Source organism: Arsenicicoccus sp. UBA2120, from assembly GCF_002330965.1.
Lineage (GTDB): Bacteria > Actinomycetota > Actinomycetes > Actinomycetales > Dermatophilaceae > Arsenicicoccus > Arsenicicoccus bolidensis.
The window spans coordinates 1-24,357 of record NZ_DCYC01000041.1 but is presented as its reverse complement, the minus strand read 5'-3'; the positions used below and the strand labels follow the sequence as shown (position 1 = coordinate 24,357).

Here is a 24,357-nt window from a genome sequence, read left to right as displayed (position 1 = left end):
CATACGGGCTGCTAGGCTCCGGACCAGCCGGGACGACCGTCTCGGCCACACCGCTGACGGCATCAGCGGAGGAAGCCGGTGTGACTCCGGCGCGGTCCCGCCACTGTGTGCGGACCCGGGTGCTCCCCGCGGTCCGTGAGCCAGGAACTCCCGCCGTCTCCGCCACCCACGGGCGAGGACACCCGGGAGAGGACCCCATGCTGGCGTTGCTGTCCACGTCGGACACCGACCTGCGGAGCGCACGAGCGGCCGACGGCCCCGTGACCTGGCGCTATGCCAACCCCAACCGCGTCTCGATGCACGAGCTCGACGAGCTGCTGGACGGCACCGACCTGGTGGTCGTGCGTCTCCTCGGAGGCCGCCGCGCCTGGGAGGAGGGCCTGGACCACCTGCTGGCCGGCTCCCGACCCGTCGTGGTGCTGACGGGTGAGCAGGCCCCCGACGCCGAGCTCATGTCGGCCTCGACGGTCCCCGCCGGGGTGGCGGCGCAGGCCCACGCCTACCTCGCGCACGGCGGCGCCACCAACCTGGCCGAGCTGGGCTCGTTCCTGTCGGACACGATCCTGCTGACGGGGCACGGGTTCGCGCAGCCCGAGCCCGCGCCGTCCTGGGGGCCGCTCGACGACACCGTCGCGCTGGAGGCTCCCGAGGGTGACGACCGGCCGTGCGTGGCCGTCCTCTACTACCGGGCGCACCAGACGAGCGGCAACACGACCTTCGTGCGTGACCTGGCCGAGGCCCTCGAGGCTGCGGGCTCGCGCCCGCTCCCGCTGTATGTCGCCTCCCTGCGCGCTCCGGAGCCCGAGCTCATGCGGACCCTGCGCCAGGCGGACGCGGTCATCACGACCGTCCTCGCGGCGGGTGGGACCACCCCGGCCGCGGCCCAGGCCGGCGGCGACGAAGGTGCCTGGGACGCAGGCGCGCTCGCCGACCTCGACGTGCCGGTGATCCAGGGGCTGTGCCTCACGAGCAGCCGGGCGGAGTGGGTGGACAACGCCGACGGCACGACGCCTCTGGACGCGGCGACCCAGGTCGCGGTGCCGGAGTTCGACGGGCGACTCATCACGGTCCCGTTCTCCTTCAAGGAGATCGACGAGGACGGCCTGCCCACCTACGTCGCCGACCCGGAGCGCTGCCGCCGCGTCGCGGGCATCGCCCACGCCCACGCCCGCCTGCGTCACGTCCCGGTGGGGGAGCGGCGGCTCGCCGTCGTCCTCTCCGCCTATCCCACCAAGCACGCCCGCATCGGCAACGCCGTCGGCCTCGACACCCCGGCGTCGACGCTGGCCCTGCTGCGTCGCCTGCACGAGGGTGGTTGGGACATCGGCCCGCTCGCGGGCGAGGGATCCCTGCCGGGTCTCGAGTCCGGCAACGGCGACGACCTGATCAAGGCGATCATCGCGCGCGGCGGCTACGACCAGGCCTGGTTGACCGAGGACGAGCTCGCGTCGAACCCCTTGCGCGTCAAGGCCTCTGACTACCACCGCTGGTTCGCCGGGCTGCACGAGGACTTCCGCGCCGCCGTGACCGAGGCGTGGGGCGAGGCGCCCGGCGAGATGTACCTCGACACCTCGCGCGCACCGCGCTCCGCTCGTCGGGGGCGCAGCGACGACGCCGGGCGCGTGCGGGGCAACGACCACGGGGACCAGGGGGATCTCGTCTACGCGGGGCTGCAGGCCGGCAACGTCGTGGTCCTCGTCCAGCCTCCGCGCGGCTTCGGGGAGAACCCGATCGCGATCTACCACGACCCCGACCTCGCGCCGTCCCACCACTACGTCGCGGCCTACCGCTGGCTCGAGGCCGACCAGAGCGACGGCGGATTCGGCGCGCACGCCATCGTCCACGTCGGCAAGCACGGCAACCTCGAGTGGCTGCCCGGCAAGGGCGCTGCCCTGTCGGCCGACTGCGCGCCCGACGCAGTGCTGGGCGACCTCCCGTTCGTCTACCCCTTCCTCGTCAACGACCCCGGCGAGGGCACCCAGGCCAAGCGCCGCGGGCACGCCACGCTCGTCGACCACCTGGTCCCGCCCATGACCAGAGCCGACTCGTATGGCGACATCGCCCGCCTCGAGCAGCTCCTCGACGAGTACGCCACGGTCTCGGCCATGGACCCGGCCAAGGCGCCGGCCGTGCGCCAGCAGATCTGGACCCTCATCCAGGCCGCCCGCCTGGACCACGACCTCGGCCTGACGGGCCGGCCGGAGCTCGACGACACCGACGCCTTCGACGAGTTCGTGCTGCACGTCGACGGCTGGCTCTGCGAGATCAAGGACGTCCAGATCCGCGGCGGCCTGCACGTGCTCGGGCAGGAGCCCGTCGGCGAGGCCCGCGTCTCGCTCGTCCTCGCCATGCTCCAGGCCACCCAGATCTGGGGCGGCAACCAGCACCTGCCCGGGCTGCGCACCGCCCTCGGCCTGGACGAGTCCGCCAAGAAGCGCGGCGAGACCGACGACGTCGAGGCCGCCGCGCGAGCCCTGGTGGAGGGCATGGAGGCTCGCGGCTGGACCGCGGACGCCGTCGACGCCGTGCTCGCCGAGATGCCGGAGCGCCCGGGGGCCGATCGCGACGCCATACGAGCCGTCCTGACCTTTGCCGTCGAGGAGGTCGTGCCGCGGGTCGCGGGCACCGCCGGCGAGCTCGACGCCGTCCTGCACGCCCTGGACGGCGGGTTCATCCCGAGCGGCCCGTCAGGGTCCCCGCTGCGCGGCCTGGTCAACGTGCTGCCGACCGGCCGCAACTTCTACTCCGTCGACCCGCGGGCCATCCCGAGCCGTCTCGCCTACGAGACCGGGGTGTCCCTCGCCGACTCGCTGGTGCGGCGCTACGAGCAGGACAAGGGCGAGTTCCCCGCCTCCGTCGGACTGTCCCTGTGGGGGACGTCCGCCATGCGCACCGCCGGCGACGACATCGGAGAAGCCATGGCGCTCATGGGGATCCGCCCCGTGTGGGACGACGCCTCGCGCCGCATCACGGGTCTCGAGGCCGTCCCGCTCGAGGAGCTCGGACGCCCCCGCGTCGACGTCACGCTGCGCATCTCCGGGTTCTTCCGCGACGCCTTCCCGCATGCCGTGGGGCTGCTCGACGACGCGGTGCAGCTGGCCGCGTCCCTGGAGGAGGGTGAGAGCGACAACTACGTGCGCGCGCACGTCCAGGCCGACCTCGCGAGCGGCACCGAGCACCGCAAGGCGACGACGCGCATCTTCGGGTCGCGCCCGGGGACCTACGGCGCCGGTCTGCTGCAGCTGATCGACTCGCGCGACTGGCGCACCGACGCGGACCTCGCCGAGGTCTACGAGGTGTGGGGCGGCTACGCCTACGGCCGCGAGCTCGAGGGCGTCCCGGCGCGCGACGAGATGCGCTCGGCGTATCGCCGGATCCGCGTAGCCGCCAAGAACGTCGACACCCGCGAGCACGACATCGCCGACAGCGACGACTACTTCCAGTTCCACGGCGGGATGGTCGCGCACGTCCGTTCCATCACCGGGGACAGCCCCGAGGCCTACATCGGCGACTCGACCCGCCCCGAGCACGTCGCGACGCGCACCCTGGTCGAGGAGACCTCACGCGTGTTCCGCGCCCGCGTGGTCAACCCCAAGTGGATGTCCGCGATGCGGCAGCACGGCTACAAGGGCGCCTTCGAGATGGCGGCGACCGTCGACTACCTGTTCGGCTACGACGCCACGACCGGTGTGGTTGCCGACTGGATGTACGACCGCCTCACCAAGGAGTACGTCCTCGACGAGACCAACCGCGCGTTCCTCGCGGAGGCCAACCCGTGGGCGCTGCACGGCATGACCGAGCGGCTGCTGGAGGCGGTCGAGCGCGGGCTGTGGGAGTCGCCCGACCCGCAGGTGCTGGCCGAGCTGCGCGCGGCCTACCTCGACGCCGAGGGTGACCTCGAGGACGCGGCCGGGGCCGCGCGATGACGGCCGTCGACACCCAGGCCTTCCCGTTCAGCGCCGTCGTCGGGATGGACGACATGGGCCTGGCCCTCTGCCTGTCCGCCGTCTCGCCGTCCATCGGCGGCGTCCTCGTCCGCGGCGAGAAGGGCACCGCCAAGTCCACCATGGTGCGCGCCCTCGCCTCGGTGCTGCCCCCCGTGAAGGTCGTTGCGGGCGACCGGTTCTCGTGCGACCCCACCGCTCCCGACGCCGGGTGCCCGGACGTCGCGCTGCACGGCGACGGCGCGATCACGCGGCCCGTCCGCCTGGTCGAGCTGCCCGTCGGCGCGTCCGAGGACCGGGTGGTCGGGTCGCTGCACCTCGACCGCCTCCTCGCGAGCGGCCAGGTCGCCTTCGACCCCGGTCTGCTGGCGCAGGCGCACCGCGGCGTGCTCTACGTCGACGAGGTCAACCTCCTGCCGGACCACCTCGTCGACACCCTCCTGGACTCGGCCGCGATGGGGCGCGCCCGCATCGAGCGCGAGGGCGTGTCCGTCTCGCACGCAGCGCGATTCGTCCTCGTCGGCACCATGAACCCCGAGGAGGGCGAGCTGCGTCCCCAGCTGCTCGACCGCTTCGGGCTGGCCGTCGACGTCACCGCCTCGCGCGACCCCCGCGTCCGCGTCGAGGTCGTGCGGCGCCGCATGGCCTACGAGGACTCTCCCGTGAGCTTCATCGGCACGTATGCCGACCGCGAGGCCGCCCTCGCCGACCGGATCGCGGCGGCGCAGGACCGCCTGCCCCACGTCCGTCTCGGGGACCAGGCCATCGAGCGGATCGCCGCCATCTGCGCGGCCTTCGACGTCGACGGCATGCGCGGCGACCTGGTCACGGCGCGCACGGCGGTCGCCCACGCGGCCTGGTGCGGGCACGACGAGGTCGGCGCGGAGGACATCCGCGTGGCCGCCCGCCTCGCGCTGCCGCACCGCAAGCGGCGCAACCCCTTCGACGACGGCGGGGACCACGACCTCGAGGACATCCTCGACGACAACCTCCCCGAGCCGGACGGTGACGACGACGGGCCTGACGGCGGCGGCGACGGTGGTGGGGACGGCGGTGGAGACGGCGGTGGAGCCGACGACGATGGTGCCGACGACGATGGTGCCGAGGTCGATGCTGCCGACGGAGACGGCTCCCGGGACGGCGACCTCGACGGGGGATCCGGCGCCGAGACCCCTCCGCCGACCGGTCAGGTCCCGACGGATGACGGGCCCGGCGACGACGCCCCCATCCCGCCCAACCGCCAGGATCCGAGCGGCGACGCCACGGGAGCGGACCAGCAGGCAGACGACGACGGCGCGTCCGGCGGCCCGGCGCGTGGCCGCGGCACGACGGGGGAGCGGGCCGGATCGGCATACCGCGCAAGGCTGCTCACCCTGCCCACCGCGGGCACCGGTGTGGCAGGCCGACGCTCGACGGCCGACACGACGACCGGGCGCCACGTGCGCGCCGTGGCGCCCGACGACCCACGGGGACAAGGGATCTCGCTGACCGCGACGGTGCTCAGGGCCGCGTCCCGCGCGACGACGGCACGGGCCGTGGGCGACCCGCTGGGGGTGCGCCCGAGCGACCTGCGCCGCAGCGTGCGCCGGGGCAAGGAGGGCAACCTCGTCGTCTTCGTCGTCGACACGTCCGGCTCGATGGGCGCGGCCCAGCGCATCCGCGAGGTCAAGACGGCGTGCGTGTCGCTGCTGCTCGATGCCTACCAACGACGCGACAAGGTGGCGGTCGTGACCTTCGCCGGAGCGCGGGCCGACCTCGTGCTGCCCCCGACCACGAGCGTCGAGCTGGCCGAGCGACTGCTCGCACGGGTGCCGACCGGGGGGCGGACCCCGCTGGCCGAGGGGCTTCAGAGCGCCTACGAGGTGGTGCGCCGCGAGCACGCCAAGGACCCCCACCGTCGTGCGCTGCTGGTCGTGCTCACCGACGGACGCGCGAGCTCCGGTGGGCGCCAGGCGATCCCACGAGCCCACCGGGTGGCCGACGGCATCGCCCACGCGGGGATCGCCAGCGTGGTCGTGGACTGCGAGCAGACGCGGGCGGGCTTCCGCCTGGGGCTGGCTCGCGAGCTCGCCGGGCACCTGCGCGCCGAGCTGATCGACCTGCAGGGCGTGGCGGCCGAGGAGCTGGCCGGCGCCGTCCGACACCGAGACCGCCTCTCCACCAGCGTGACCCGAGCCCCGAGGAGCGTGGCCTGATGCCCCAGGGAGTCCCCACCACCGTCCCGCAGGACGGCCTCACCACGAGACAGCGCCGCAACCGACCGCTCGTGGTCGTGCACACCGGCGAGATGAAGGGCAAGTCCACCGCGGCCTTCGGGCTCGCACTGCGCGGCTGGAACCAGGGCTGGCGGGTCGGGGTCTTCCAGTTCGTCAAGAGCGCCAAGTGGAAGGTCGGTGAGGAGAACGCCCTCAAGGCCCTCGGCCGCCTCCACGAGCAGACCGGCGAGGGCGGCCCGGTCGAGTGGCACAAGATGGGCGAGGGCTGGAGCTGGACCCGCAAGGCGGGCTCCGACGAGGACCACGCCCAGGCCGCGCTCGAGGGCTGGCGCGAGATCCAGCGTCGCATCGCCGCCGAGGCGCACGACGTCTACGTCCTCGACGAGTTCACCTATCCCATGAAGTGGGGCTGGGTCGACGTCGACGAGGTCGTCGCCACGCTGCGGGACCGACCCGGCCACCAGCACGTCATCATCACGGGTCGCGACGCCGACCCCCGGCTCGTCGAGGCCGCCGACCTGGTCACCGAGATGACCAAGGTCAAGCACCCCATGGACGCCGGGCAGAAGGGCCAGCGAGGCATCGAGTGGTAGCCCCGTCGACGCGGCTGCCCCGCGTGGTGATCGCCGCCCCCGGGTCGGGCAGCGGCAAGACGATGATCACCACGGGCATGCTGGCTGCCCTGTCCCGCAAGGGGATCCAGGTGTCGCCGCACAAGGTGGGTCCCGACTACATCGACCCGGGCTATCACGCGGCCGCGTGCGGTCGGGTCGGGCGCAACCTCGACCCGCACCTGCAGGGCGTCGACCGCGTGGTGCCGCTGCTGCTGCACGGCGCGACGGTCCCGACCCTGGCGGACGTGGCGGTGGTCGAGGGCGTCATGGGGCTCTTCGACGGCCAGCTGGGCGCACGGGGATTCGCGTCGACGGCCCACATCGCGACGCTCACCGCCTCGCCCGTCGTCCTCGTCGTGGACGGCGCGCACACGTCGCGCTCGGTGGGCGCGACGGTCCTGGGCTACTCACGGTTCGACCCCGCGGTGCGCATCGCCGGCGTCATCCTCAACAACATCGCCTCGCCGCGTCACGAGGCCGAGGCGCGGGACGGCATCGAGGAGACGGGGATCCCGGTCATCGGCTGCGTGCCCCGCGTCCCCGAGGTCGTGGTCCCGTCGCGGCACCTCGGACTGGTCCCCGCCGCCGAACGTTCGCCGGAGGCCGCGGCCGCCGTCGACGCCCTCGCCGACATGGTGAGCGCGCACGTGGACCTCGACGCCTTCCTCGAGATCGCTGGTGCCGCACCGGATCTCGAGGGGGAGCCCTGGTCGCCGTCCGACGCGCTCGGCCCCCTGGCCGCGCCGGCCGGGTCGCGAGGACGCGTCGCGGTCGCCGGTGGACGGGCCTTCACCTTCGGGTATGCCGAGACCACCGAGCTCCTCGCCGCCGCCGGGCTGGCGGTGGAGGTCTTCGACCCGCTCGTGGACGCCGAGCTGCCCTCTGGCGTGTCGGGACTGGTCATCGGGGGCGGCTTCCCCGAGGTCCACGCGCTCGAGCTCGCCGCCAACGTGCCTCTGCTGCGGTCCATCCGGGAGCTGGCCGAGGCAGGAGCGCCGGTGAGCGCCGAGTGCGCCGGACTGCTCTATCTCGGGCAGACCCTCGACGGGCACCGGATGGCCGGCGTCCTGCCGACGCACGCGGAGTTCGGCCACCGTCTCACGCTCGGCTACCTGTCGGCGGTGGCGCTGACCGACTCGGTCCTCGGACCGGCCGGCGCCCGGGTCACGGGCCACGAGTTCCACCGCACGCAGGTCGTGTCCGGCGACACCGACCACGCGCCGGCGTGGGCGTGGGCCGACCGCGACGGCGGCCACCGGGCCGAGGGGGTCGTGCAGGGGAGCGTGCACGCGTCCTACCTGCACGTCCACTGGGCCGGGCAGCCGCACCTGGCCCGCTCCTTCGTGGGCCGGCTCACCGGTGCGCTGGTGGACGCACCATGACGACCCCCGACCAGCCCCCGCACCCCGCAGCTGGCCATCACGGCGACGTCGACGCGCGCGGCGCCCGCCTGGACCTGGCCGTCAACGTGGCCGTGGACCAGCCGCCGGCGTTCCTCGCCGAGGCGATCGCCCGCGAGATCCCGCGCCTGGCCGCCTATCCCGACGCCGCGCCGGCGACCGCGGCCCTGGCGGCCGAGCTCGGGGTGCCCACCGAGTGCGTGCTCCTGACCAACGGGTCCGCCGAGGCCTTCACCCTCGTCGCCCACCTCACGCGATGGCGCGCACCACTCGTCGTCGAGCCGCAGTTCACCGAGCCCGGGCAGGCGCTGCTGCACGCCGGGTCGGCGTTCACCGCCCACCTGCTCGACCGGGCCGACCGCTGGGCGCTCGACCCGGCCGCGATCGAGGCGGGATGCGGCTCCGCAGCGAGCCCGGTGGCGCCCGACCTCGTCGTCGTCGGCAACCCGACCAACCCCACCTCACGGCTGCACCCACGCGCCGAGCTGCTCCGCCTGGTGGATCCCGCCACCACCCCGCCCGATCGCGTCCTGCTCGTGGACGAGGCCTTCCTCGACGTCGCCACGGACCCGACGCAGACGCTGGTGCGGGACGCGGCGTCCGGCACCCACAGGACCAACGCCCCCCTGACCAGCGCCGGCCATTCCAACGCCGACCTGACCAACGCCGGCCTGACCAGCTCCGGCCATACCAGCGGCGACCGGACCAGGCCGATCATCGTGACCGGCAGCCTCACCAAGACCTACGGGCTGGCCGGCCTGAGGGCGGGCTACGTCGTGAGCTCGCCGGACGTCGTCCGTCGGCTGCGCGACCACCAGCCGCACTGGTCGGTGAGCTCGCTCGCCCTCGCCGCCGTGCTCGCCGTCTGCACCCCGCAGGGCCGCGACTTCCGCGACGCGCAGCGAGAGCGCCTGCGCCGCAACGCCGCCCACCTCGCCGACACGCTGCGCGCGCGAGGTCTGCACGTGCCCGTCGATCCTGACGGACCGTTCGTCCTCGCCCAGCACCCCCGCGCCGCCGCCCTGCGAGAAGGACTGCGGGCCAAGGGGATCGCCGTGCGACGAGGCGACACCTTCCGGGGGCTCGACGACACCTGGCTGCGGTTCGCCGCGCGAGACGCCGGCCCCGTGTCCGAGCTGGCGGGCGGCATACGGGCCGTCCTGGAGGAGATCCCATGAGCACCAACGCCTTCGACGACGCGCGACGCAGCGCCGTCTACGACGTCATCCGCGAGCGACGGGACATCCGCTCGACGTTCACCATGGACCCGATCGACGACGCAGCCCTGACGCGGGTGCTCGCCGCCGCGCACATGGCGCCGAGCGTCGGGTTCAGCCAGCCGTGGGACTTCGTGCTGGTTCGCGACGAGGAGCGACGACGGCGCATCCAGCGCCTCGCCCAGCGGCAGCGCGACCGGTTCGCCGCGAGCCTGCCGAGCGAGCGGCAACGGATGTTCGACGGGCTCAAGATCGAGGCCATCTGCCAGACCCCGCTCAACGTCGTCATCACCTGCGACCCCACGCGCGGCGGCCCGCACACCATCGGACGCCACGCCGACCCCCGGATGACGAGCTTCTCCACGGCCACCGCGGCCCAGAACTTCTGGCTCGCCGCCCGCGCCGAGGGTCTCGGCGTGGGCTGGGTGAGCTTCTTCGACCCGCACGAGCTGGCCCGCGAGCTGGGCCTGCCCGAGCACCTGGAGGTCGTGGCCTACCTGTGCGTCGGCCACGTCAGCGCGTTCCCGCCCGCCCCCGAGCTTCAGACGACGGGCTGGGCCCGCCGCCGGCCGCTCGCGTGGGCCGTGCATGATGAGAACTGGTCCACCCGCACCCTTCCCGGAGGAGCTCCCGTGTCCCTGCTCGACGAGACGATCGCCGCCATCACGCCTGCCGACGCCGCGGTCCTCGCGAGGGCGCAGGAGCGCCAGGCGCAGCTGACCAAGCCCCCCGGGGCGATGGGGCTGCTGGAGTCCACCGGCGAACGCGTCGCGGCGGCGTGCGGCACCTGGCCTCCGGCACCGCCGTCCCCCGTGGCCCTGGCGGTCTTCGCCGGCGACCACGGGGTGCAGGCCCACAGCGTCTCGCCCTGGCCGCAGGAGGTCTCCGTGCAGATGGCGGCCAACATCGCGACCGGCGGGGCGGTGTGCAACGCGGCCGCCCGCCAGGTCGGTGCCGAGGTCGACGTGATCGACGTGGGCCTGGCCACTGACCTGCCCGCCATGCCCGGCCTGCTCGTGCGCAAGGTCGCCCGCGGCACCGCCGACATGACGCAGGGCCCGGCCATGACCCTGGAGCAGGTCCACGAGGCCATCGAGGTCGGCATCGACGTCGCCCGCGACCTGGTCGCCCAGGGCAACCGCCTGCTCCTGGCGGGCGAGGTCGGCATCGGCAACACGACCCCGGCCGCCGCGCTGATCTCGGTCTTCACCGGGCGCGCGCCCGAGGAGGTCACCGGTCGTGGCGCCGGGCTGGACGAGGCCGGCCGCGCCGCCAAGGTCGCCGTCGTCGAGCGCGCCATCCGCACCAACGGCGCGACCAGCGAGGACCCCGTCGCGGCCCTCGCGGCCGTGGGAGGCCTGGAGCACGCCGCGATCGTCGGCTTCCTGCTCGCCGCCGCGGCGCAGCGCACCCCCGTGATCCTCGACGGCGTCATCGTCTGCTCCGCCGCGCTGGTGGCCCAGGCCCTCGCTCCCGACTGCGTCGACTACCTCGTCGCGGGGCACGCCGGCGTCGAGCCCGGCATCCTGGCCGCGCTGTCGACCCTCGGGCTCGAGGCCCTCGTCGACCTCGACCTGCGGCTCGGGGAGGGCACCGGCGCCGCCCTCGCGGTCCCGCACGTCCAGCTCGCCGTCCGCATGCTCACCGAGGTCGCGACCTTCGAGTCCGCCGGGGTGAGCGGCAAGGACGCCGAGGCCGGACGGGACGTGGCGGACGTCGAGGCCCACGCATGACCGCACCGGGCTGGCGGCTCGCCGGCGTCCCGGTCCTCGTGGCCGGTGGGGGGGCCGGGGCCTTGGCCGAGGTCGTCCAGCTGCGCGAGCGGGGCGCCGACGTCACGGTCGTCGCGCACGAGCTCGTCCCTGCGCTCGAGGACCTGGTCGACCGCGGCCTCGTCGCGCGCGGTGCGGACGTGACCGAGGCCGAGGTCGTGGCCGCCTCGCGCCTGGTCGTCGACGCCCGCACCCCCGCGGAGCGGTCCGAGGGGCCGGACGTGCTGCAGCTCGCCGCCGTGGCGGGCATCCCGGCATACGGCCTGGAGACGGACGGGCAGGCGACCGGGCAGGAGGCCGGGGAGCGCGCCGGCTCGGTGGTCCTCGTGGGCGGCGGCCCCGGCGACCCCGGACTGCTCACCAGACGCGGGTATGACGCCCTCTGGGCAGCCGACGTCGTCGTCACGGACCGCCTCGCGCCGGTGAGCCTGCTCGCCGACCTCCCCGCGCACGTCGAGGTCGTGGACGTGTCAAAGATCCCCCGCGGCCGCTTCACGCCGCAGGAGGAGATCAACCGCGTCCTGGTGGAGCACGCCCTGCGCGGACGACGCGTGGTGCGGTTCAAGGGTGGGGACTCGTTCGTGTTCGGGCGCGGCTACGAGGAGGTCCTGGCCTGCCGCGAGGCCGGCGTGCCGGTCGAGGTGGTCCCCGGCGTCACGTCGGCCGTGTCCGTCCCCGAGCTCGCCGGCATCCCGGTCACCAACCGCGGGACGGTGCAGGGCTTCACCGTCGTCAGCGGGCACGCGGCCCCCGACGACCCGCGCAGCACCGTCGACTGGGACGCCCTCGCGCGCGCCGGCACGACGATCGTCGTCCTCATGGGCGTGGAGACGCTGCCGCGGATCGCCGTGGCGCTCCTGGCCGCCGGCCGTGACGACCGGACGCCCGTCGCCTGCGTCATGGACGGCGGGCTGCCCTCGATGCGCACCGTTCGCACCACCCTGGCAGCCCTCGCCGCCGACGGTGTGCCGGAGGGTCTGGTGCCCCCGGCGGTCACCGTCGTCGGAGACGTCGCCGCACTGTCCTGAGCGCCCACCGTGCCACCGCCCGGACTAGGGTTGGCGCCATGAGCAACGACGCCTACACCTGGTCCTACCTCGACGCCGAGGGCCGCCCGACGACCTCCGAGGCGCTGCCGGCGCTGACCTTTCCCAGCCAGGGCGAGGCCGAGGCGTGGTTCGCCCAGGAGTGGGAGGACGTCAAGGCCGCGGGCGTCGACGCGGTGACGCTGCTGCGCGGCGAGGACGTCGTCTACGGACCCATGTCGCTGCAGGCGATGGGGGAGTGACGGTGGCCGACCCGCTGCCCGCCGACCTGGCCCGCTCCCTGCAGCACCTGGTCGGCACGGCGCAGTACGAGTGGCGCAGCCCCGGCGTGAGCGCCGGGGTGGTGCGGGACGGGCGCCTGGTGTGGTCGACGCACGTGGGCTCGGCCCGGCTGGACGGGGAGCTCGTCCGCGGCGCCGAGGACGGTGATCGGGGCGCCCCCGCGCGCAACGCCGTCGACGACACCCAGTACCTCATCGGGTCGGTCACCAAGACCTTCAGCGCCGTCACCATCATGGCGCTGCGCGACCGGGGCCGGCTGTCGGTCGAGGACACGCTCGACGACCTGCTGCCCGGCACGCCGTTCGGCGACCTGACGCTGCGGTCGCTGCTTGCCCACGCCTCCGGCCTGCAGCGCGAGCCCGCCGGCCACCTGTGGGAGTCCTTCGAGGCCCCCGACGAGGACGGGCTCCTGCGTGACCTGGTCCGCGCCGAGCGCGTCCTGCCCCCGCAGCGGGCCTTCCACTACTCCAACCTCGCCTACGCGCTGCTCGGGCAGGTGATCGCCCGGGTCGAGGAGCGACCCTGGCAGGACGTCGTGCGCGAGGTCGTGCTCGACCCGCTCGGTATGACGCGCACCGGTCTCGTGCCGGACGAGCAGGACCGGGCGCACGGCTACCAGATCCACCCGCACGCGCGCACGGCGACCCTCGAGCCGGTGATCGACCTGCGCTCGACCGCCCCGCTCGGCGGCCTGTGGTCCACCGTCGCCGACCTGGGTCGTTACGCCGCGTTCTGCTCCGACCCGGGACGCTTCGACGTCCTGGCGCCGGAGACGGTCACCGAGATGTGCAGCCCGGTGATCATGGCGGACCCCGACGACTGGACCACGGGCCAGGGGCTGGGCTTCGGACTCTTCCGCCGGGGCGAGCGCGTCTTCGCAGGTCACGGTGGCGCCATGCCCGGCTTCCTGACCGGCCTGCGCTTCCGGCCCCGCGACCGGGTCGGGGCCGTGGTCTTCGCCAACGCGACGTCCGGCCCGGCTCCCCTCGGCCTCGCGACCGACCTGCTGTGCGCCCTGCTGGACCACGAGCCCACCACGCCCTGCGTGTGGACGCCGTCGCGGCGGGACGACGAGCGTGGCGAGCTGCTGGGGCGGTGGTGGAGCGAGGGCTCGCCCCTGGACTTCGAGATCCGGGGGGACGCCCTGTGGTCCACGATGCCGGGGTCTCGCGGCGCCCTCGACGACACGCGCTACGAGCAGGTGGACCGCGATCTCTACCGAGCGGTCGAGGGACGCGAGCGCGGTGAGCGCCTGGAGCTCGTCCGCGACGCCGACGGACGGATCACCAAGCTCTACTTCGCGACCTACGCCGTCACGCGCGAACCGCTGGCCTTCGCCGAGCTCCAGAGCAGGTAGCGGTAGCGACGAGCGATGCTCGCTGTGGTCCGGCGCCGGTCCTCAGGAGGGCCTGAGCAGGTCCTGACCAGGTCAAGGACAGGTCTAGAGCACCGGCCCGCGGCCCTCGCCGCGACGCCCCACGAGGTGCATCAGCGTGCCCATCCGGCGATACGGCTCGGTGCGGCCGAGGCGCTCCTCCACCGCCAGGATCTCGGCGAGCTCGGCCGGGTCCTCGGGGACCGGGGTGTCGACGGCCACGCCGTCGGTGAACGTCCGGATGCCGTACCAGTACTCCAAGGAGCACCGGATCCCGCCGAAGAACGCGCCGAGCCGCTCCAGCGAGTCGGCGCGGCAGTCGACACCGAGCTCGTTGGTGTAGCGCGGGTCGCGCCGGTCCCACCCTGACCGGTCGACCTCGTCCAGCACCGTGCGCGCCTGGGCGAAGTCGCCGCGCAGCACATGTCGCCAGGCCATGGCTCCGGCGTTGCGCGCCACCACGGAGACGATGCCGTCCACGTGGACCCGGCGTCCCAGTGCACGGAGGGCGGGGTTGGGGTCGTCGACATACATGAGGACGCCGTGGCAGAGCACGGCGTCGAAGGTGCGGCCCTCGAGGGCCGCCATGGTGTCCAGGGCCTCGAGCGAGCCGTCCAGGACCGAGATCCGGCCGCGGACGGCCGCCGGCTCGGCGGCGAGGGCAGCCTCGCAGGCGGCGCGCATCTGGGGGTCGGGCTCCACGGCGACGACCTCGTAGCCCTGGCGGGCGAGGTGGATCGCCTGCGTCCCCTGGCCGGCGCCCACGTCGAGGACGCTCGCCGGGGGTAGGGCGAGGTGCACCTCGAGCTGGCGGCGGACGAGCTCCTGGCGCACGACGTTGCGCAGCAGCCCCTGGCGGTCGAGCCAGCGGTCGCGACCGGCGTCGAAGCCCGCCTCGGTCACCGGGGCTTCTCGCCCCGCTTGACCTGCGCACGAGGCACGCGCGTCGGGCGCAGCTGGAAGGCGCGCATCCCGGAGTAGAAACCGGCGCGCGGGGGCCAGATCTCGCCCGGGTGGGTGGCCGCGAACTTCCGCTTCATCGCGTAGTGCACGAGGGTCTGCTCGACGACGCCCAGCAGGATGACGCCGTAGGTCAGGACCATGACCGCCGTGATCAGGCCGGGGTTCTTGAGCTGCCCCACCAGCAGCGACAGGATCATCGCCACGATCAGCGCGGGCATCGTGAACTCCGCGATGTTCCACCGCGCATCGATGTAGTCGCGCATGTAGCGGCGCGCCACGCCCCGGTCGCGGGGGAGCAGGGCCCACTCCTCGCCGCGCATCATGGCCTGCTGCTGCTTGGCGCGCTCCTCGCGGGACACGGCGCGGTCGCGCTGCGCGGCGGCCTTGCGGTCCGTCTCGATGAGCGGTCGCCGCCGGGCGGCCTCGGCCTCGCGCCGCTTGGGCGTGGGGCGGTTCTTGGCCCCGGGGCGGTCCGTGTGGGCCTGCTCCTCGAGCTGCTCGAGGGTCGCGGCCTCGGTCTTCTTGCGTCCTAGCACGAGGGTCAGCCTATCGGCCCACGAGGTCGCCGGCCGCACGGCTCACGGACGCCCGCTCGCCCGACGGTAGGCTCGACCTCGCCGATCGCCCTGCCGAAGGAGTCCTCGCATGTCCGTCCGTCCCGTCGTGATCTACGGCGAGCCCGTGCTGCACCGTCGCGCGGAGGCGGTGACCGAGTTCGACGACGCCCTCCGGGAGCTCGTCGAGGACATGTACGCCACGATGGACGCCGCCAACGGCGTGGGCCTCGCGGCCCCCCAGATCGGTGTGGGGCTGCGGATCTTCACCTACGAGATGGCCAACGACGACGGCGTGCCGCACCGCGGGGTGGTGATCAACCCCGTGGTCACGACCTCCGGCAAGCCGTCCGAGGACCCGGACCCGCACGACGACGCCGAGGGCTGCCTCTCGGTCCCCGGCGAGTCCTTCCCCCTCGTCCGCCCGCTGCGCGCGCACGTCATCGGGCAGGACGTCGAGGGCAACCGGCTGGAGTGGGACGCGACCGGCTGGTTCGCTCGATGCATGCAGCACGAGTACGACCACCTCAACGGCACGTTGTACGTCGACCGGCTCGAGGGGCGCTGGGCCCGCAAGGGCAAGCGGATGCTCAAGGCGAACGGCTGGAACGTCCCCGGGCTGACCTGGATGCCGGGCGTCGACGCGGATCCCTTCGGTCATGACGACGTGGACGCCGACGGCGACGTCGAGATCGTGGAGGGGGCCCGGGGGTCGGACCAGGTCACGGTCCCGGAGGGCGGGGAGACCGAGCGCCGGTGAGGATCCTCGTCGCCCCGACCGCCTACCGCGGCACCCTGACGGCCGCCCTGGCCGCGGACGCGATCGCGCAGGGCTGGCGTCGTGCCGCGCCGCACGACCAGGTCCAGACCCTGCCGCTGTCGGACGGCGGCGAGGGCTTCGTCGACGTGCTCAGCAGCCTGCCCGGGGCCAGGACCTTGGCCACCACCGTGCGGGGCCCGCTGGGTGGGGAGGTGCCGGGCGTCGTGCTGCTGCTCGACGGCCCGAGAGGGACGGTCGCGTATGTCGAGGCCGCCCAGGCCTGCGGCCCCGCCCTCCTGCCGGCCGACAGCCGCGACCCCTGGCGCACCTCGTCCCACGGTGTGGGGCAGCTCGTGCGCGAAGCCATCGCGGCCGGCGCGTCCTCGGTGGTGATCGGTGTCCGGGACCTGCTGTGCAACGACGGTGGCTATGGCCTGTGGTGTGCCCTCGCCCGTCGACCGTCCCCCGACGATGGGCTGCCAGCTGGACCTCAGCACGAGGTCGAGGGTTTGGACTGGCTCGGCGACCTCCGTGGATCTCTGATCGAGGCCAAGGTCGAGCTCGTCGTGGCCACGCCGGACGAGCTGCCCCTGCTCGGGCTCCAGGGCACCTCGGCCCAGCAGGGACCGTCTCGAGGGGCGACCCCTGAGCAGGCCCAGGCCCTCGAGCGGAGGCTCGGAGCTCTCGTCGACGCCGTCGGACGTGTCGTCCCCGGCCCGACCGACCTGCTCACCGGCAGACGCCATCGTGTGGACAAGCTGGCGGGTGCAGGTGCGGGCGGGGGGATCGGCTATGCCGTGCTCGTCCTCGGCGGGACGGTGCAGCCGGTGGGCGAGGTCCTCGCCGCCGCGCTCGACCTCGACGATGCCGTGGCCGCCTGCGACCTGGTGGTGACGGGGGAGGGCCGGCTGGACTGGGCGAGCCTGCGCGGCCGGGTGCCCGCCGTGCTGGGCGAGACGGCGCTGCGCCACGCGCGGCCGGTGGTCGTCATACCCGGTCAGAGCCTGGTCGGGCGCCGGGAGTGCGCGGCGATCGGCGTGACGGGCATCTATCCCGTCGCCGACTCGATCACGGCCGTCCCCCGGGCGATGGCGGATCCCGCGGGCAGCCTCACCGCACGCGCCGAGCGGGTGGCCCGCACCTGGTCGCCCGCGCCGCCGAGTACATCGGCGTCCGGCACCACGCCGCCCGGCTGACGCCCGGCTGACACCCGGCAGTCCTCTGCCGTCGCGCCCCCACATCTCGTCCGCGCGCCATTTCCGGGAACACGGAGCCGTGTGCGAAGGTTGTTGTTCGTATCCCGCCGACCTGTGCGGGGGATCCCGAACCATGGAGGAGACTGCTCATGAGTCTTCAGGACGACACCCAGACGCGCGCTGACTCGGTCGACGCTGCCACGCACGGGGTGCAGCTGACCGACGTCGCCGCCGTCAAGGTCAAGAGCCTGCTCGAGCAGGAGGGCCGCGACGACCTCCGGCTGCGCGTGGGCGTGCAGCCCGGCGGCTGCTCCGGTCTCATCTACCAGCTCTACTTCGACGAGCGCACCCTCGACGGTGACCTCGTCCGTGACTTCGACGGTGTCGGAGTCGTGGTGGACCGGATGAGCGCCCCCTACCTGGACGGCGCGTCGATCGACTTCGCCGACACGATCGAGAAGCAGGGGTTCACCATCGACAACCCCAACGCGGGCAGCAGCTGCGCCTGCGGCGACTCCTTCAGCTGAGCCGCACCCGCAGCACCACGAGCGGCACAGCACCACCAAGCACGTCGAGCGCCCGAGGGGCGGCACCGCGATCTCGCGGGGCCGCCCCTCTCGCGTCGCTCCGGTAGGGTCGGCGCGTGCAGATCCTCGTCACCGGGTCCATCGCGACCGACCACCTCATGACCTTCGAAGGCCGCTTCGCCGACTCCCTGCTCGTGGAGCAGCTGGACAAGATCTCGGTCTCCTTCCTGGCCGACCGCCTCGACATCCGGCGCGGGGGCGTGGGTGCCAACATCTCGTTCGGACTCGCCGCCCTGGGGCAGCGCCCGGTCCTCGTCGACGCGGTGGGCAAGGACTTCGCCGACTACCAGACCTGGCTGGTGGACCACGGGGTCGACTGCGACCACGTCCACCGCTCGCAGGACCAGCACACGGCGCGCTTCGTGTGCACGACCGACCGCGATTTGGCCCAGATGGCGACGTTCTACGCCGGCGCGATGAACGAGGGCAACCGCATCGACCTGGCCCAGGTCGTCCGCGAGCTGGGTCAGGTCGACCTGGTGGTCATCGCCCCCAGCGACCCCGCGCGCATGACCCGGCACACGCAGCAGTGCCGCGAGCTCGGCGTCCCCTTCGCCGCGGACCCGTCCCAGCAGCTGGCGTTCATGGACGGCCCGGCCATCCGCGGGCTGATCGACGGTGCCGACTACCTGTTCACCAACGAGTACGAGCTGCACCTCGCCGCGCAGAAGACCGGGTGGACCGTCGACGAGATCACCGACCGGGTACGGGTCCGCGTGACGACGCGCGGCAAGGACGGCGCCGAGATCATTGCCCGTGGCCAGGAGCCCGTGCGGGTGGCGGCGGCGCTGACCGAGACGGTCGTCGACCCCACGGGCGTCGGTGACGCCTTCCGGGCGGGGTTCCTGGCCGGCGTCGCGGCCGGCCTGGGGCACGAGCGGTCGGCCCAGCTGGGCTCCATGCTCGCCACGCACGTCCTCGAGACCACCGGCACCCAGGAGTACCACCTCGACCACGAGGGCTTCTACGCCCGGCTGGCGGACGTCTACGGCCAGGATGCCGCGGACGAGCTGGCCGCTGCGGTCACGCTGAGGTGACCCCGCCGGTCGAGCCGCCGCCGAGCCCCTGGCACCTCACGCTGGACGGCGCCGAGCCGGGGGAGGACGTCGTGGGCGTCGGCGCCGACCTGAGCCCCGGGACGCTCCTGGCGGCCTACCGCACCGGCATCTTTCCCATGGGTCTGGGGGAGGGCGGGCGAGGGCCGCTCGGCTGGTGGTCCCCGGACCCGCGCGGCGTCCTCGAGCTGGGTGACCTGCGGGTCAGCCGCTCCCTGCGCCGTTCGTGCCGGCGCCTCGAGGTGCGCGTCGACACCGCGTTCGACGAGGTCGTGGCCGGCTGCGCCGATCCCTCCCGCTCGGGGAGGTGGATCACGCCGGCCGTGGCCCGCGCCTACTCCGAGCTGCACGGGCTCGGCTGGGCGCACAGCGTCGAGGCATGGGACGGGGGCGAGCTCGTCGGCGGGTTGTACGGCATCGCGGTCGGGGGTCTGTTCGCGGGGGAGTCGATGTTCCACCGGACGACCGATGCCTCCAAGGTCGCGCTCGTCGGGCTGGTCGACCTGCTCACGGCTGACCTGGAGGACGTCCGCGCGTCCGGCGGTGACCGCCTGGTCGACGTTCAGTGGAGCACCCCCCACCTCGCCGGGCTGGGGATCACGGAGGTCCCGCGGGCGGCCTACCTGGCTCGCCTGCCCCGGCTCCTGCGGAGCCCGCTGCCGGCCGTATGGCGCTGAGCCGCCCCGAGATCCGGGGTCGGAGCAGTGCGGCGCGACTCACATCACGAGTTGCCGAGCAACGGGTCCACGCGGCGTGTGCGGGGAGGCGATCTGGGCCATTCACAGGGTAGGGTTCGAGTTGTCTGTTCCCTGTATGAGTGCTTCACCATGTCGGAAGGTGCGTCTGTTGCGCAGGCACAATGACTCATCGCGAGCAACCAAGCGCTCCCGTCTCCTGACGGGCGGCCTGGGTCTCGTGGTACTGACCACGCTGTTGAGCGGGTGCAGCGAGGCCGCGCAGCGCGGTTTCCTCCCCCGCGGAGCGACGACCTCCACGCAGCGCATCGAGAGCCTCTGGGTCTGGTCGTGGATCGCCGCGCTGGTCGTGGGCTGCATCGTCTGGGGCCTGACCATCTACTGCATGGTCGCGTTCAAGCGCAAGAAGACCGACACGGGCTACCCGGCGCAGCTGCGCTACAACGTCCCCGTGGAGATCTTCTACACCGTCGTGCCGATCCTGATGGTGGGCGTGCTGTTCTTCTACACCGCGCGCGACGAGGCTGCGCTGCTGGACACGACCAAGAAGCCCGACGTGACCGTCAATGTCGTGGGCAAGCAGTGGAGCTGGGACTTCAACTACGTCGAGGCCAACACCTACGTGGCCGGCAAGCAGGCCAAGCTCGACGGCAAGCCCGGCGCCGAGGCGGCGCTCCCGACCCTGGTCCTGCCCGTCGACAAGCGAGTGGAGTTCGTCCTGACCAGCCGCGACGTCATCCACTCGTTCTGGGTCCCGGCCTTCCAGCAGAAGCTCGACATGATCCCCGGACGGGTCAACAAGTTCCAGGTCGTCCCCGACCGGATCGGTGACTACAAGGGCAAGTGCGCCGAGCTCTGCGGCGCCTACCACTCGGAGATGCTGTTCAACGTCAAGGTCGTCTCCCAGGCGGACTACGACAAGCACATCGCCGACCTCAAGGCTTCGGGGCGCACCGGTCAGCTGCCCAACGGTCTCAACCGCGAGAAGCTCGAGCCGGCCGAGCAGGCCAAGATCCCGACGACGCAGGGGAGCAGCAACTGATGGCCACCGCAACCACGACCCGTGAGCCGCAGACGCCCCGACAGATCCGGGACGAGCGACGCAAGAAGTCGATCGGCACGCAGATCGCCAACGTGCTGACGACGACCGATCACAAGGTGATCGGCAACATGTACTTCGTGACCTCCGTCGCGTTCTTCATGATCGGCGGGCTGCTCGCCCTGCTGATCCGCCTCGAGCTGTTCGGCCCCGGGCTGCAGATCGTGGACAACCCCGAGCAGTTCAACCAGCTCTTCACCATGCACGGCACGATCATGCTGCTGCTGTTCGCGACGCCCCTGTTCGCCGGTTTCGCGAACGCGCTGGTCCCGCTGCAGATCGGCGCACCGGACGTCGCCTTCCCGCGGCTCAACGCGCTGGCCTACTGGATGTACCTCTTCGGTGGCCTCGTCGCGGCGTTCGGCTTCCTCACCCCCAACGGCGCGGCGTCCTTCGGCTGGTTCGCCTACGCTCCGCTGTCGGACGCGAGTTACAGCCCCGGCCTGGGCGGTGACCTCTGGGTCTTCGGCCTCGCCCTCGGTGGCTTCGGCACGATCCTGGGTGCCGTCAACTTCATCACGACGATCCTGTGCATGCGTGCGCCGGGCATGACGATGTTCCGCATGTCGGTGTTCACCTGGACCGTCCTGGTGACGTCGCTGCTCGTCATCATGGTCTTCCCGGTCCTGGCCGCGGCTCTCTTCGCGCTCGGCGCGGACCGCAAGTTCGGCTCGTTCATCTTCTCGCCGGACAACGGCGGCCCCGTGCTGTGGCAGCACCTCTTCTGGTTCTTCGGCCACCCCGAGGTCTACATCATCGCCCTGCCGTTCTTCGGCATCATCAGCGAGGTCATCCCGGTCTTCTCCCGCAAGCCGATCTTCGGCTACAAGACCCTGATCTTCGCGACCGTGGCCATCGCCGCCCTGTCGATGTCGGTGTGGGCCCACCACATGTACGTCACCGGCCAGGTCCTGCTGCCCTTCTTCTCGGTCATGACGATGCTCATCGCCGTCCCGACCGGCGTGAAGTTCTTCAACTGGATCGGCACGATGTGGGGTGGCTCGCTCACCTTCGAGACCCCGATGATCTGGGCGATCGGCTTCATCGTCACCTTCTGCTTCGGCGGCCTGACCGGCGTCATCCTCGCGAGCCCGGCCATGGACTTCCACCTGTCCGACTCGTACTTCGTGGTCGCGCACTTCCACTACACGGTGTTCGGCACGGTCGTCTTCGCGATGTTCGCCGGCTTCTACTTCTGGTGGCCCAAGTTCACCGGCAAGATGCTCGACGAGACGCTCGGCAAGGTTCACTTCTGGATGCTCTTCATCGGCTTCCACGGCACCTTCCTCATCCAGCACTGGCTGGGTGTCGAGGGCATGCCGCGCCGCTACGCGGACTACCTGCCCGAGGACGGCTTCACCTTCTTCAACCAGATCTCGACGGTCTTCGCCGTGATCCTGAGCCTGTCGATGCTGCCCTTCCTCTACAACGTCTGGCACACCGCGCGCCACGCGCCCAAGGTCCTGGTCGACGACCCGTGGGGCTACGGCGCCTCGCTGGAGTGGGCCACGTCCTGCCCGCCGCCGCGGCACAACTTCGACAGCATCCCGCGGATCCGCTCCGAGCGTCCCGCGTGGGACCTGCACCACCCGGACTCCGAGGGTGCCCACCCGCAGGCCGACCCGGCCACCATGCAGCGTCTCGGCACGGACTCCGGCCGGCGTGACGGTGCGACCTCCACCGCCGCGCACCGAGAGGACCGCCACTGATGCGCACCGCCGTCAAGCTCTTCACCATCCTGGGCTTCTTCTTCCTGCCGGTGGGCATCATCTACGGCTTCGTGACCAGCTGGTCGGAGCCGGTGGGTGTCGTGGCGCTGCTGCTGCTCGTGCCCGAGATGTGGATGTCGGCCTTCTACATCCACGCCACGGCCAAGCGCCTGCCTGCGGTCGGTCCCGAGGACAACCCGCGTGGGGAGATCGCCGACGCCGAGGGTGACTACGGCTTCTTCGCCCCCAAGTCCTGGTGGCCGATCATGCTGGCCGGCGCGGCTGCCCTCATGTTCATGGGCATCGCCGTCGGTTGGTGGTTCTTCCTGCTGGCCGCGGGCCTCGGGATCATCGGCCTCATCGGCTGGGTGTTCGAGTTCTTCCACGGGGAGCACGCGGTCTGACCACGTGCAACCTGCCGGGCCCCGGGGACGTCATGTCCTCGGGGCCTGTGCGCGCGCTCGATGCGTTTGGTCGAGCCGTCGCGCAGCAGCGGTCTCCCGGTCACGATCTGGCCACCGTGTGACCGTCGGTCACTCTCGGTCACATTTGTTCGACTAGCCTGGGCGGGGATCCAGGACGTTCACTCAGGGGGAGATCCACGCATGTTCCGGACGACGCGCGCCGACGCGACGACAGCTCTCGCGGTCACCACGGCTATGACGGCACTGACGGCCCTGGCGGGCTGCTCCGGGGGCCAGACCGCATCGGGGGGTCCAGCGGCACGGTCTGCGACCCCGAGCGCCTCACAGACCCCTGCGGCGTCCTCCACGACCGCGCGGCCCCGCTCTGCTCCTGCCACGGTGACGGTGACGCCGGCCGACCGGGCGCGCGGCATCGAGCCTGGGGCGCCCGTCAAGGTCGCCGCCTCGGGTGGCACCGTCACCGACGTCGTCGTGACCGACGACAAGGGAGCCAAGGTTCCCGGGACGGTCAAGGACGGGGTGTGGACGCCTGCCAGCCGTCTCGGCCTGGACTCGGCCTATTCCGTACGCTCGGTCGTCACCCTCGCCGACGGGCGGTCGCAGACCGCGACCTCGTCCTTCCGGACGCTCAAGCCCGAGACGACCGCGAAGTACACGCTGCTGCCCTCCGACGACACGGTCGGCGTCGGCATGCCGGCCATTGTGCAGTTCGCCTCGTCGGTCAAGACGCCCCAGCAACGGGCCGAGGTGGAGCGCAGCATGAAGGTCACCACCGAGCCGGCCGTCGAGGGATCCTGGGGATGGCTCGACGACCGGCAGCTGATGTGGCGGCCCAAGGACTACTGGAAGCCGGGGACCAAGGTCACCATGGACGCTCGGCTCGCCGGGCTGCAGACGGGTGAGGGCAAGTATGTCGGGAGGAACGACACCAAGACCTTCACGATCGGCCGCTCGCAGGTGAGCACGGTCGACATGAAGACGCATCATATGACGGTCGTGCGGGACGGGCAGCAGGTCAAGAACATCCCCGTCACCACCGGCAAGCCCGGCTTCATCACCCGGTCGGGGACCAAGGTCATCATGGAGAAGGTCGGCGCGATGACGATGGACTCCGCCACCGTCGGCATCCCCAAGGGCAACCCGGAGTACTACAAGCTCGACACGAAGTGGAACATGCGGATCACGTGGACGGGGGAGTTCCTCCACGCGGCCCCCTGGTCGCAGTGGGCCCAGGGCAGGCGCAACGTCTCGCACGGCTGCACCAACATGGGTCTGGACGACGCGCGCTGGATGTTCGAGAGCTCCATGGTGGGCGACGTCGTGCAGTTCACCGGCTCGGACCGCCCGTTCAAGCCCACCGAGGGCATCGGGGTCTGGCAGTACTCCTGGCCGCAGTGGCAGCAGCAGAGCGCCCTGCGCTGAACCGAGGGTAAGAGTCCCGTGGAGTG

20 protein-coding genes and 1 riboswitch are annotated in these 24,357 nt (G+C 72.5%); of the genes, 18 read left to right on the top strand and 2 right to left on the bottom strand.

Features of this window, described 5'->3' with window-relative positions; genetic code table 11:
* Nucleotides 1-68 precede the first annotated feature (68 nt).
* Nucleotides 69-150, top strand: a riboswitch (cobalamin riboswitch).
* Nucleotides 151-197: 47 nt separating this feature from the next.
* From cobN to B2P18_RS05700, 9 genes are read left to right on the top strand one after another with little or no spacing between them, the layout of a single operon-like run.
* Nucleotides 198-3,926 carry a cobaltochelatase subunit CobN gene (gene cobN, locus B2P18_RS05740; RefSeq protein ID WP_286956655.1) on the top strand — a complete coding sequence of 1,243 codons (3,729 nt, stop codon included), beginning with the start codon at nucleotides 198-200 and terminating at the stop codon, nucleotides 3,924-3,926.
* Nucleotides 3,923-6,139, top strand: coding sequence for a VWA domain-containing protein (locus tag B2P18_RS05735; protein ID WP_286956654.1), 2,217 nt, complete (start codon nucleotides 3,923-3,925; stop codon nucleotides 6,137-6,139). Before cobN ends, B2P18_RS05735 begins: the two co-directional genes overlap by 4 nt.
* The gene (gene cobO, locus B2P18_RS05730) at nucleotides 6,139-6,753 is read left to right on the top strand and encodes a cob(I)yrinic acid a,c-diamide adenosyltransferase (RefSeq protein WP_029209959.1); all 615 of its coding nucleotides are present in this window, start codon (nucleotides 6,139-6,141) and stop codon (nucleotides 6,751-6,753) included. The genes B2P18_RS05735 and cobO overlap by 1 nt, the downstream gene beginning before the upstream one ends.
* A 23-nt stretch (nucleotides 6,754-6,776) precedes the next feature.
* The gene (locus B2P18_RS05725; protein ID WP_286956647.1) at nucleotides 6,777-8,156 is read left to right on the top strand and encodes a cobyrinate a,c-diamide synthase; all 1,380 of its coding nucleotides are present in this window, start codon (nucleotides 6,777-6,779) and stop codon (nucleotides 8,154-8,156) included.
* Entirely contained in the window at nucleotides 8,153-9,352 is a 1,200-nt protein-coding gene (locus B2P18_RS05720; RefSeq protein ID WP_051273940.1) for an aminotransferase class I/II-fold pyridoxal phosphate-dependent enzyme, read from the top strand. The genes B2P18_RS05725 and B2P18_RS05720 overlap by 4 nt, the downstream gene beginning before the upstream one ends.
* The gene (gene cobT, locus B2P18_RS05715) at nucleotides 9,349-11,124 is read left to right on the top strand and encodes a nicotinate-nucleotide--dimethylbenzimidazole phosphoribosyltransferase (RefSeq protein ID WP_239263276.1); all 1,776 of its coding nucleotides are present in this window, start codon (nucleotides 9,349-9,351) and stop codon (nucleotides 11,122-11,124) included. Before B2P18_RS05720 ends, cobT begins: the two co-directional genes overlap by 4 nt.
* Entirely contained in the window at nucleotides 11,121-12,191 is a 1,071-nt protein-coding gene (gene cobA / locus B2P18_RS05710) for a uroporphyrinogen-III C-methyltransferase (protein WP_239263273.1), read from the top strand. Before cobT ends, cobA begins: the two co-directional genes overlap by 4 nt.
* A gap of 38 nt (nucleotides 12,192-12,229) precedes the next feature.
* A complete protein-coding gene (locus B2P18_RS05705; RefSeq protein ID WP_019287012.1) occupies nucleotides 12,230-12,451 on the top strand; it encodes a hypothetical protein in 222 nt (73 codons plus the stop codon).
* Between the two features lie 2 nt (nucleotides 12,452-12,453).
* Nucleotides 12,454-13,848: a serine hydrolase domain-containing protein gene (locus B2P18_RS05700; RefSeq protein WP_239263270.1), complete on the top strand. Its 1,395-nt coding sequence runs from the start codon at nucleotides 12,454-12,456 to the stop codon at nucleotides 13,846-13,848.
* A gap of 84 nt (nucleotides 13,849-13,932) precedes the next feature.
* On the opposite strand, the gene B2P18_RS05695 is transcribed toward B2P18_RS05700, so the two are convergent.
* The gene (locus B2P18_RS05695; RefSeq protein WP_286956637.1) at nucleotides 13,933-14,769 is read right to left on the bottom strand and encodes a methyltransferase domain-containing protein; all 837 of its coding nucleotides are present in this window, start codon (nucleotides 14,767-14,769) and stop codon (nucleotides 13,933-13,935) included.
* Nucleotides 14,766-15,365, bottom strand: a complete 600-nt coding sequence (locus tag B2P18_RS05690; RefSeq protein WP_286956635.1) for a DUF3043 domain-containing protein — start codon at nucleotides 15,363-15,365, stop codon at nucleotides 14,766-14,768. Before B2P18_RS05690 ends, B2P18_RS05695 begins: the two co-directional genes overlap by 4 nt.
* A 109-nt stretch (nucleotides 15,366-15,474) precedes the next feature.
* Here B2P18_RS05690 and def point away from each other — a divergent pair, with 109 nt between their 5' ends.
* The 9 genes from def (at nucleotide 15,475) to B2P18_RS05645 (ending at nucleotide 24,331) form a co-directional block, all read left to right on the top strand.
* Nucleotides 15,475-16,143 carry a peptide deformylase gene (gene def / locus B2P18_RS05685; RefSeq protein WP_286956633.1) on the top strand — a complete coding sequence of 223 codons (669 nt, stop codon included), beginning with the start codon at nucleotides 15,475-15,477 and terminating at the stop codon, nucleotides 16,141-16,143.
* Nucleotides 16,140-17,339: a glycerate kinase gene (locus tag B2P18_RS05680; RefSeq protein ID WP_286956620.1), complete on the top strand. Its 1,200-nt coding sequence runs from the start codon at nucleotides 16,140-16,142 to the stop codon at nucleotides 17,337-17,339. The genes def and B2P18_RS05680 overlap by 4 nt, the downstream gene beginning before the upstream one ends.
* Before the next feature lie 149 nt (nucleotides 17,340-17,488).
* Nucleotides 17,489-17,866: a HesB/IscA family protein gene (locus B2P18_RS05675; RefSeq protein ID WP_019287018.1), complete on the top strand. Its 378-nt coding sequence runs from the start codon at nucleotides 17,489-17,491 to the stop codon at nucleotides 17,864-17,866.
* Nucleotides 17,867-17,982: 116 nt separating this feature from the next.
* Nucleotides 17,983-18,963 (top strand): carbohydrate kinase family protein, encoded by a 981-nt coding sequence (locus B2P18_RS05670; protein ID WP_286956612.1) that lies wholly within the window; start codon nucleotides 17,983-17,985, stop codon nucleotides 18,961-18,963.
* The gene (gene aat / locus B2P18_RS05665; RefSeq protein ID WP_286956608.1) at nucleotides 18,960-19,658 is read left to right on the top strand and encodes a leucyl/phenylalanyl-tRNA--protein transferase; all 699 of its coding nucleotides are present in this window, start codon (nucleotides 18,960-18,962) and stop codon (nucleotides 19,656-19,658) included. Before B2P18_RS05670 ends, aat begins: the two co-directional genes overlap by 4 nt.
* Nucleotides 19,659-19,794: 136 nt before the next feature.
* Nucleotides 19,795-20,718, top strand: a complete 924-nt coding sequence (gene coxB, locus B2P18_RS05660) for a cytochrome c oxidase subunit II (RefSeq protein ID WP_376783725.1) — start codon at nucleotides 19,795-19,797, stop codon at nucleotides 20,716-20,718.
* Nucleotides 20,718-22,484: a cytochrome c oxidase subunit I gene (gene ctaD / locus B2P18_RS05655; protein ID WP_239263258.1), complete on the top strand. Its 1,767-nt coding sequence runs from the start codon at nucleotides 20,718-20,720 to the stop codon at nucleotides 22,482-22,484. Before coxB ends, ctaD begins: the two co-directional genes overlap by 1 nt.
* Complete coding sequence (locus tag B2P18_RS05650) at nucleotides 22,484-22,888, top strand: cytochrome c oxidase subunit 4 (RefSeq protein WP_239263256.1); 405 nt, start codon at nucleotides 22,484-22,486, stop codon at nucleotides 22,886-22,888. Before ctaD ends, B2P18_RS05650 begins: the two co-directional genes overlap by 1 nt.
* Before the next feature lie 399 nt (nucleotides 22,889-23,287).
* Nucleotides 23,288-24,331 carry a L,D-transpeptidase gene (locus tag B2P18_RS05645; protein WP_019287024.1) on the top strand — a complete coding sequence of 348 codons (1,044 nt, stop codon included), beginning with the start codon at nucleotides 23,288-23,290 and terminating at the stop codon, nucleotides 24,329-24,331.
* Nucleotides 24,332-24,357 lie beyond the last annotated feature (26 nt).

What these genes read in the sequence shown, in the direction of transcription:
- cobN (WP_286956655.1), top strand. Translation starts at nt 198, where the DNA reads ATGCTGGCGTTGCTGTCCACGTCGGACACCGACCTGCGGAGCGCACGA.
- B2P18_RS05735 (WP_286956654.1), top strand. Translation starts at nt 3,923, where the DNA reads ATGACGGCCGTCGACACCCAGGCCTTCCCGTTCAGCGCCGTCGTCGGG.
- cobO (WP_029209959.1), top strand. Translation starts at nt 6,139, where the DNA reads ATGCCCCAGGGAGTCCCCACCACCGTCCCGCAGGACGGCCTCACCACG.
- B2P18_RS05720 (WP_051273940.1), top strand. Translation starts at nt 8,153, where the DNA reads ATGACGACCCCCGACCAGCCCCCGCACCCCGCAGCTGGCCATCACGGC.
- cobT (WP_239263276.1), top strand. Translation starts at nt 9,349, where the DNA reads ATGAGCACCAACGCCTTCGACGACGCGCGACGCAGCGCCGTCTACGAC.
- cobA (WP_239263273.1), top strand. Translation starts at nt 11,121, where the DNA reads ATGACCGCACCGGGCTGGCGGCTCGCCGGCGTCCCGGTCCTCGTGGCC.
- B2P18_RS05705 (WP_019287012.1), top strand. Translation starts at nt 12,230, where the DNA reads ATGAGCAACGACGCCTACACCTGGTCCTACCTCGACGCCGAGGGCCGC.
- def (WP_286956633.1), top strand. Translation starts at nt 15,475, where the DNA reads ATGTCCGTCCGTCCCGTCGTGATCTACGGCGAGCCCGTGCTGCACCGT.
- B2P18_RS05675 (WP_019287018.1), top strand. Translation starts at nt 17,489, where the DNA reads ATGAGTCTTCAGGACGACACCCAGACGCGCGCTGACTCGGTCGACGCT.
- coxB (WP_376783725.1), top strand. Translation starts at nt 19,795, where the DNA reads ATGAGTGCTTCACCATGTCGGAAGGTGCGTCTGTTGCGCAGGCACAAT.
- ctaD (WP_239263258.1), top strand. Translation starts at nt 20,718, where the DNA reads ATGGCCACCGCAACCACGACCCGTGAGCCGCAGACGCCCCGACAGATC.
- B2P18_RS05650 (WP_239263256.1), top strand. Translation starts at nt 22,484, where the DNA reads ATGCGCACCGCCGTCAAGCTCTTCACCATCCTGGGCTTCTTCTTCCTG.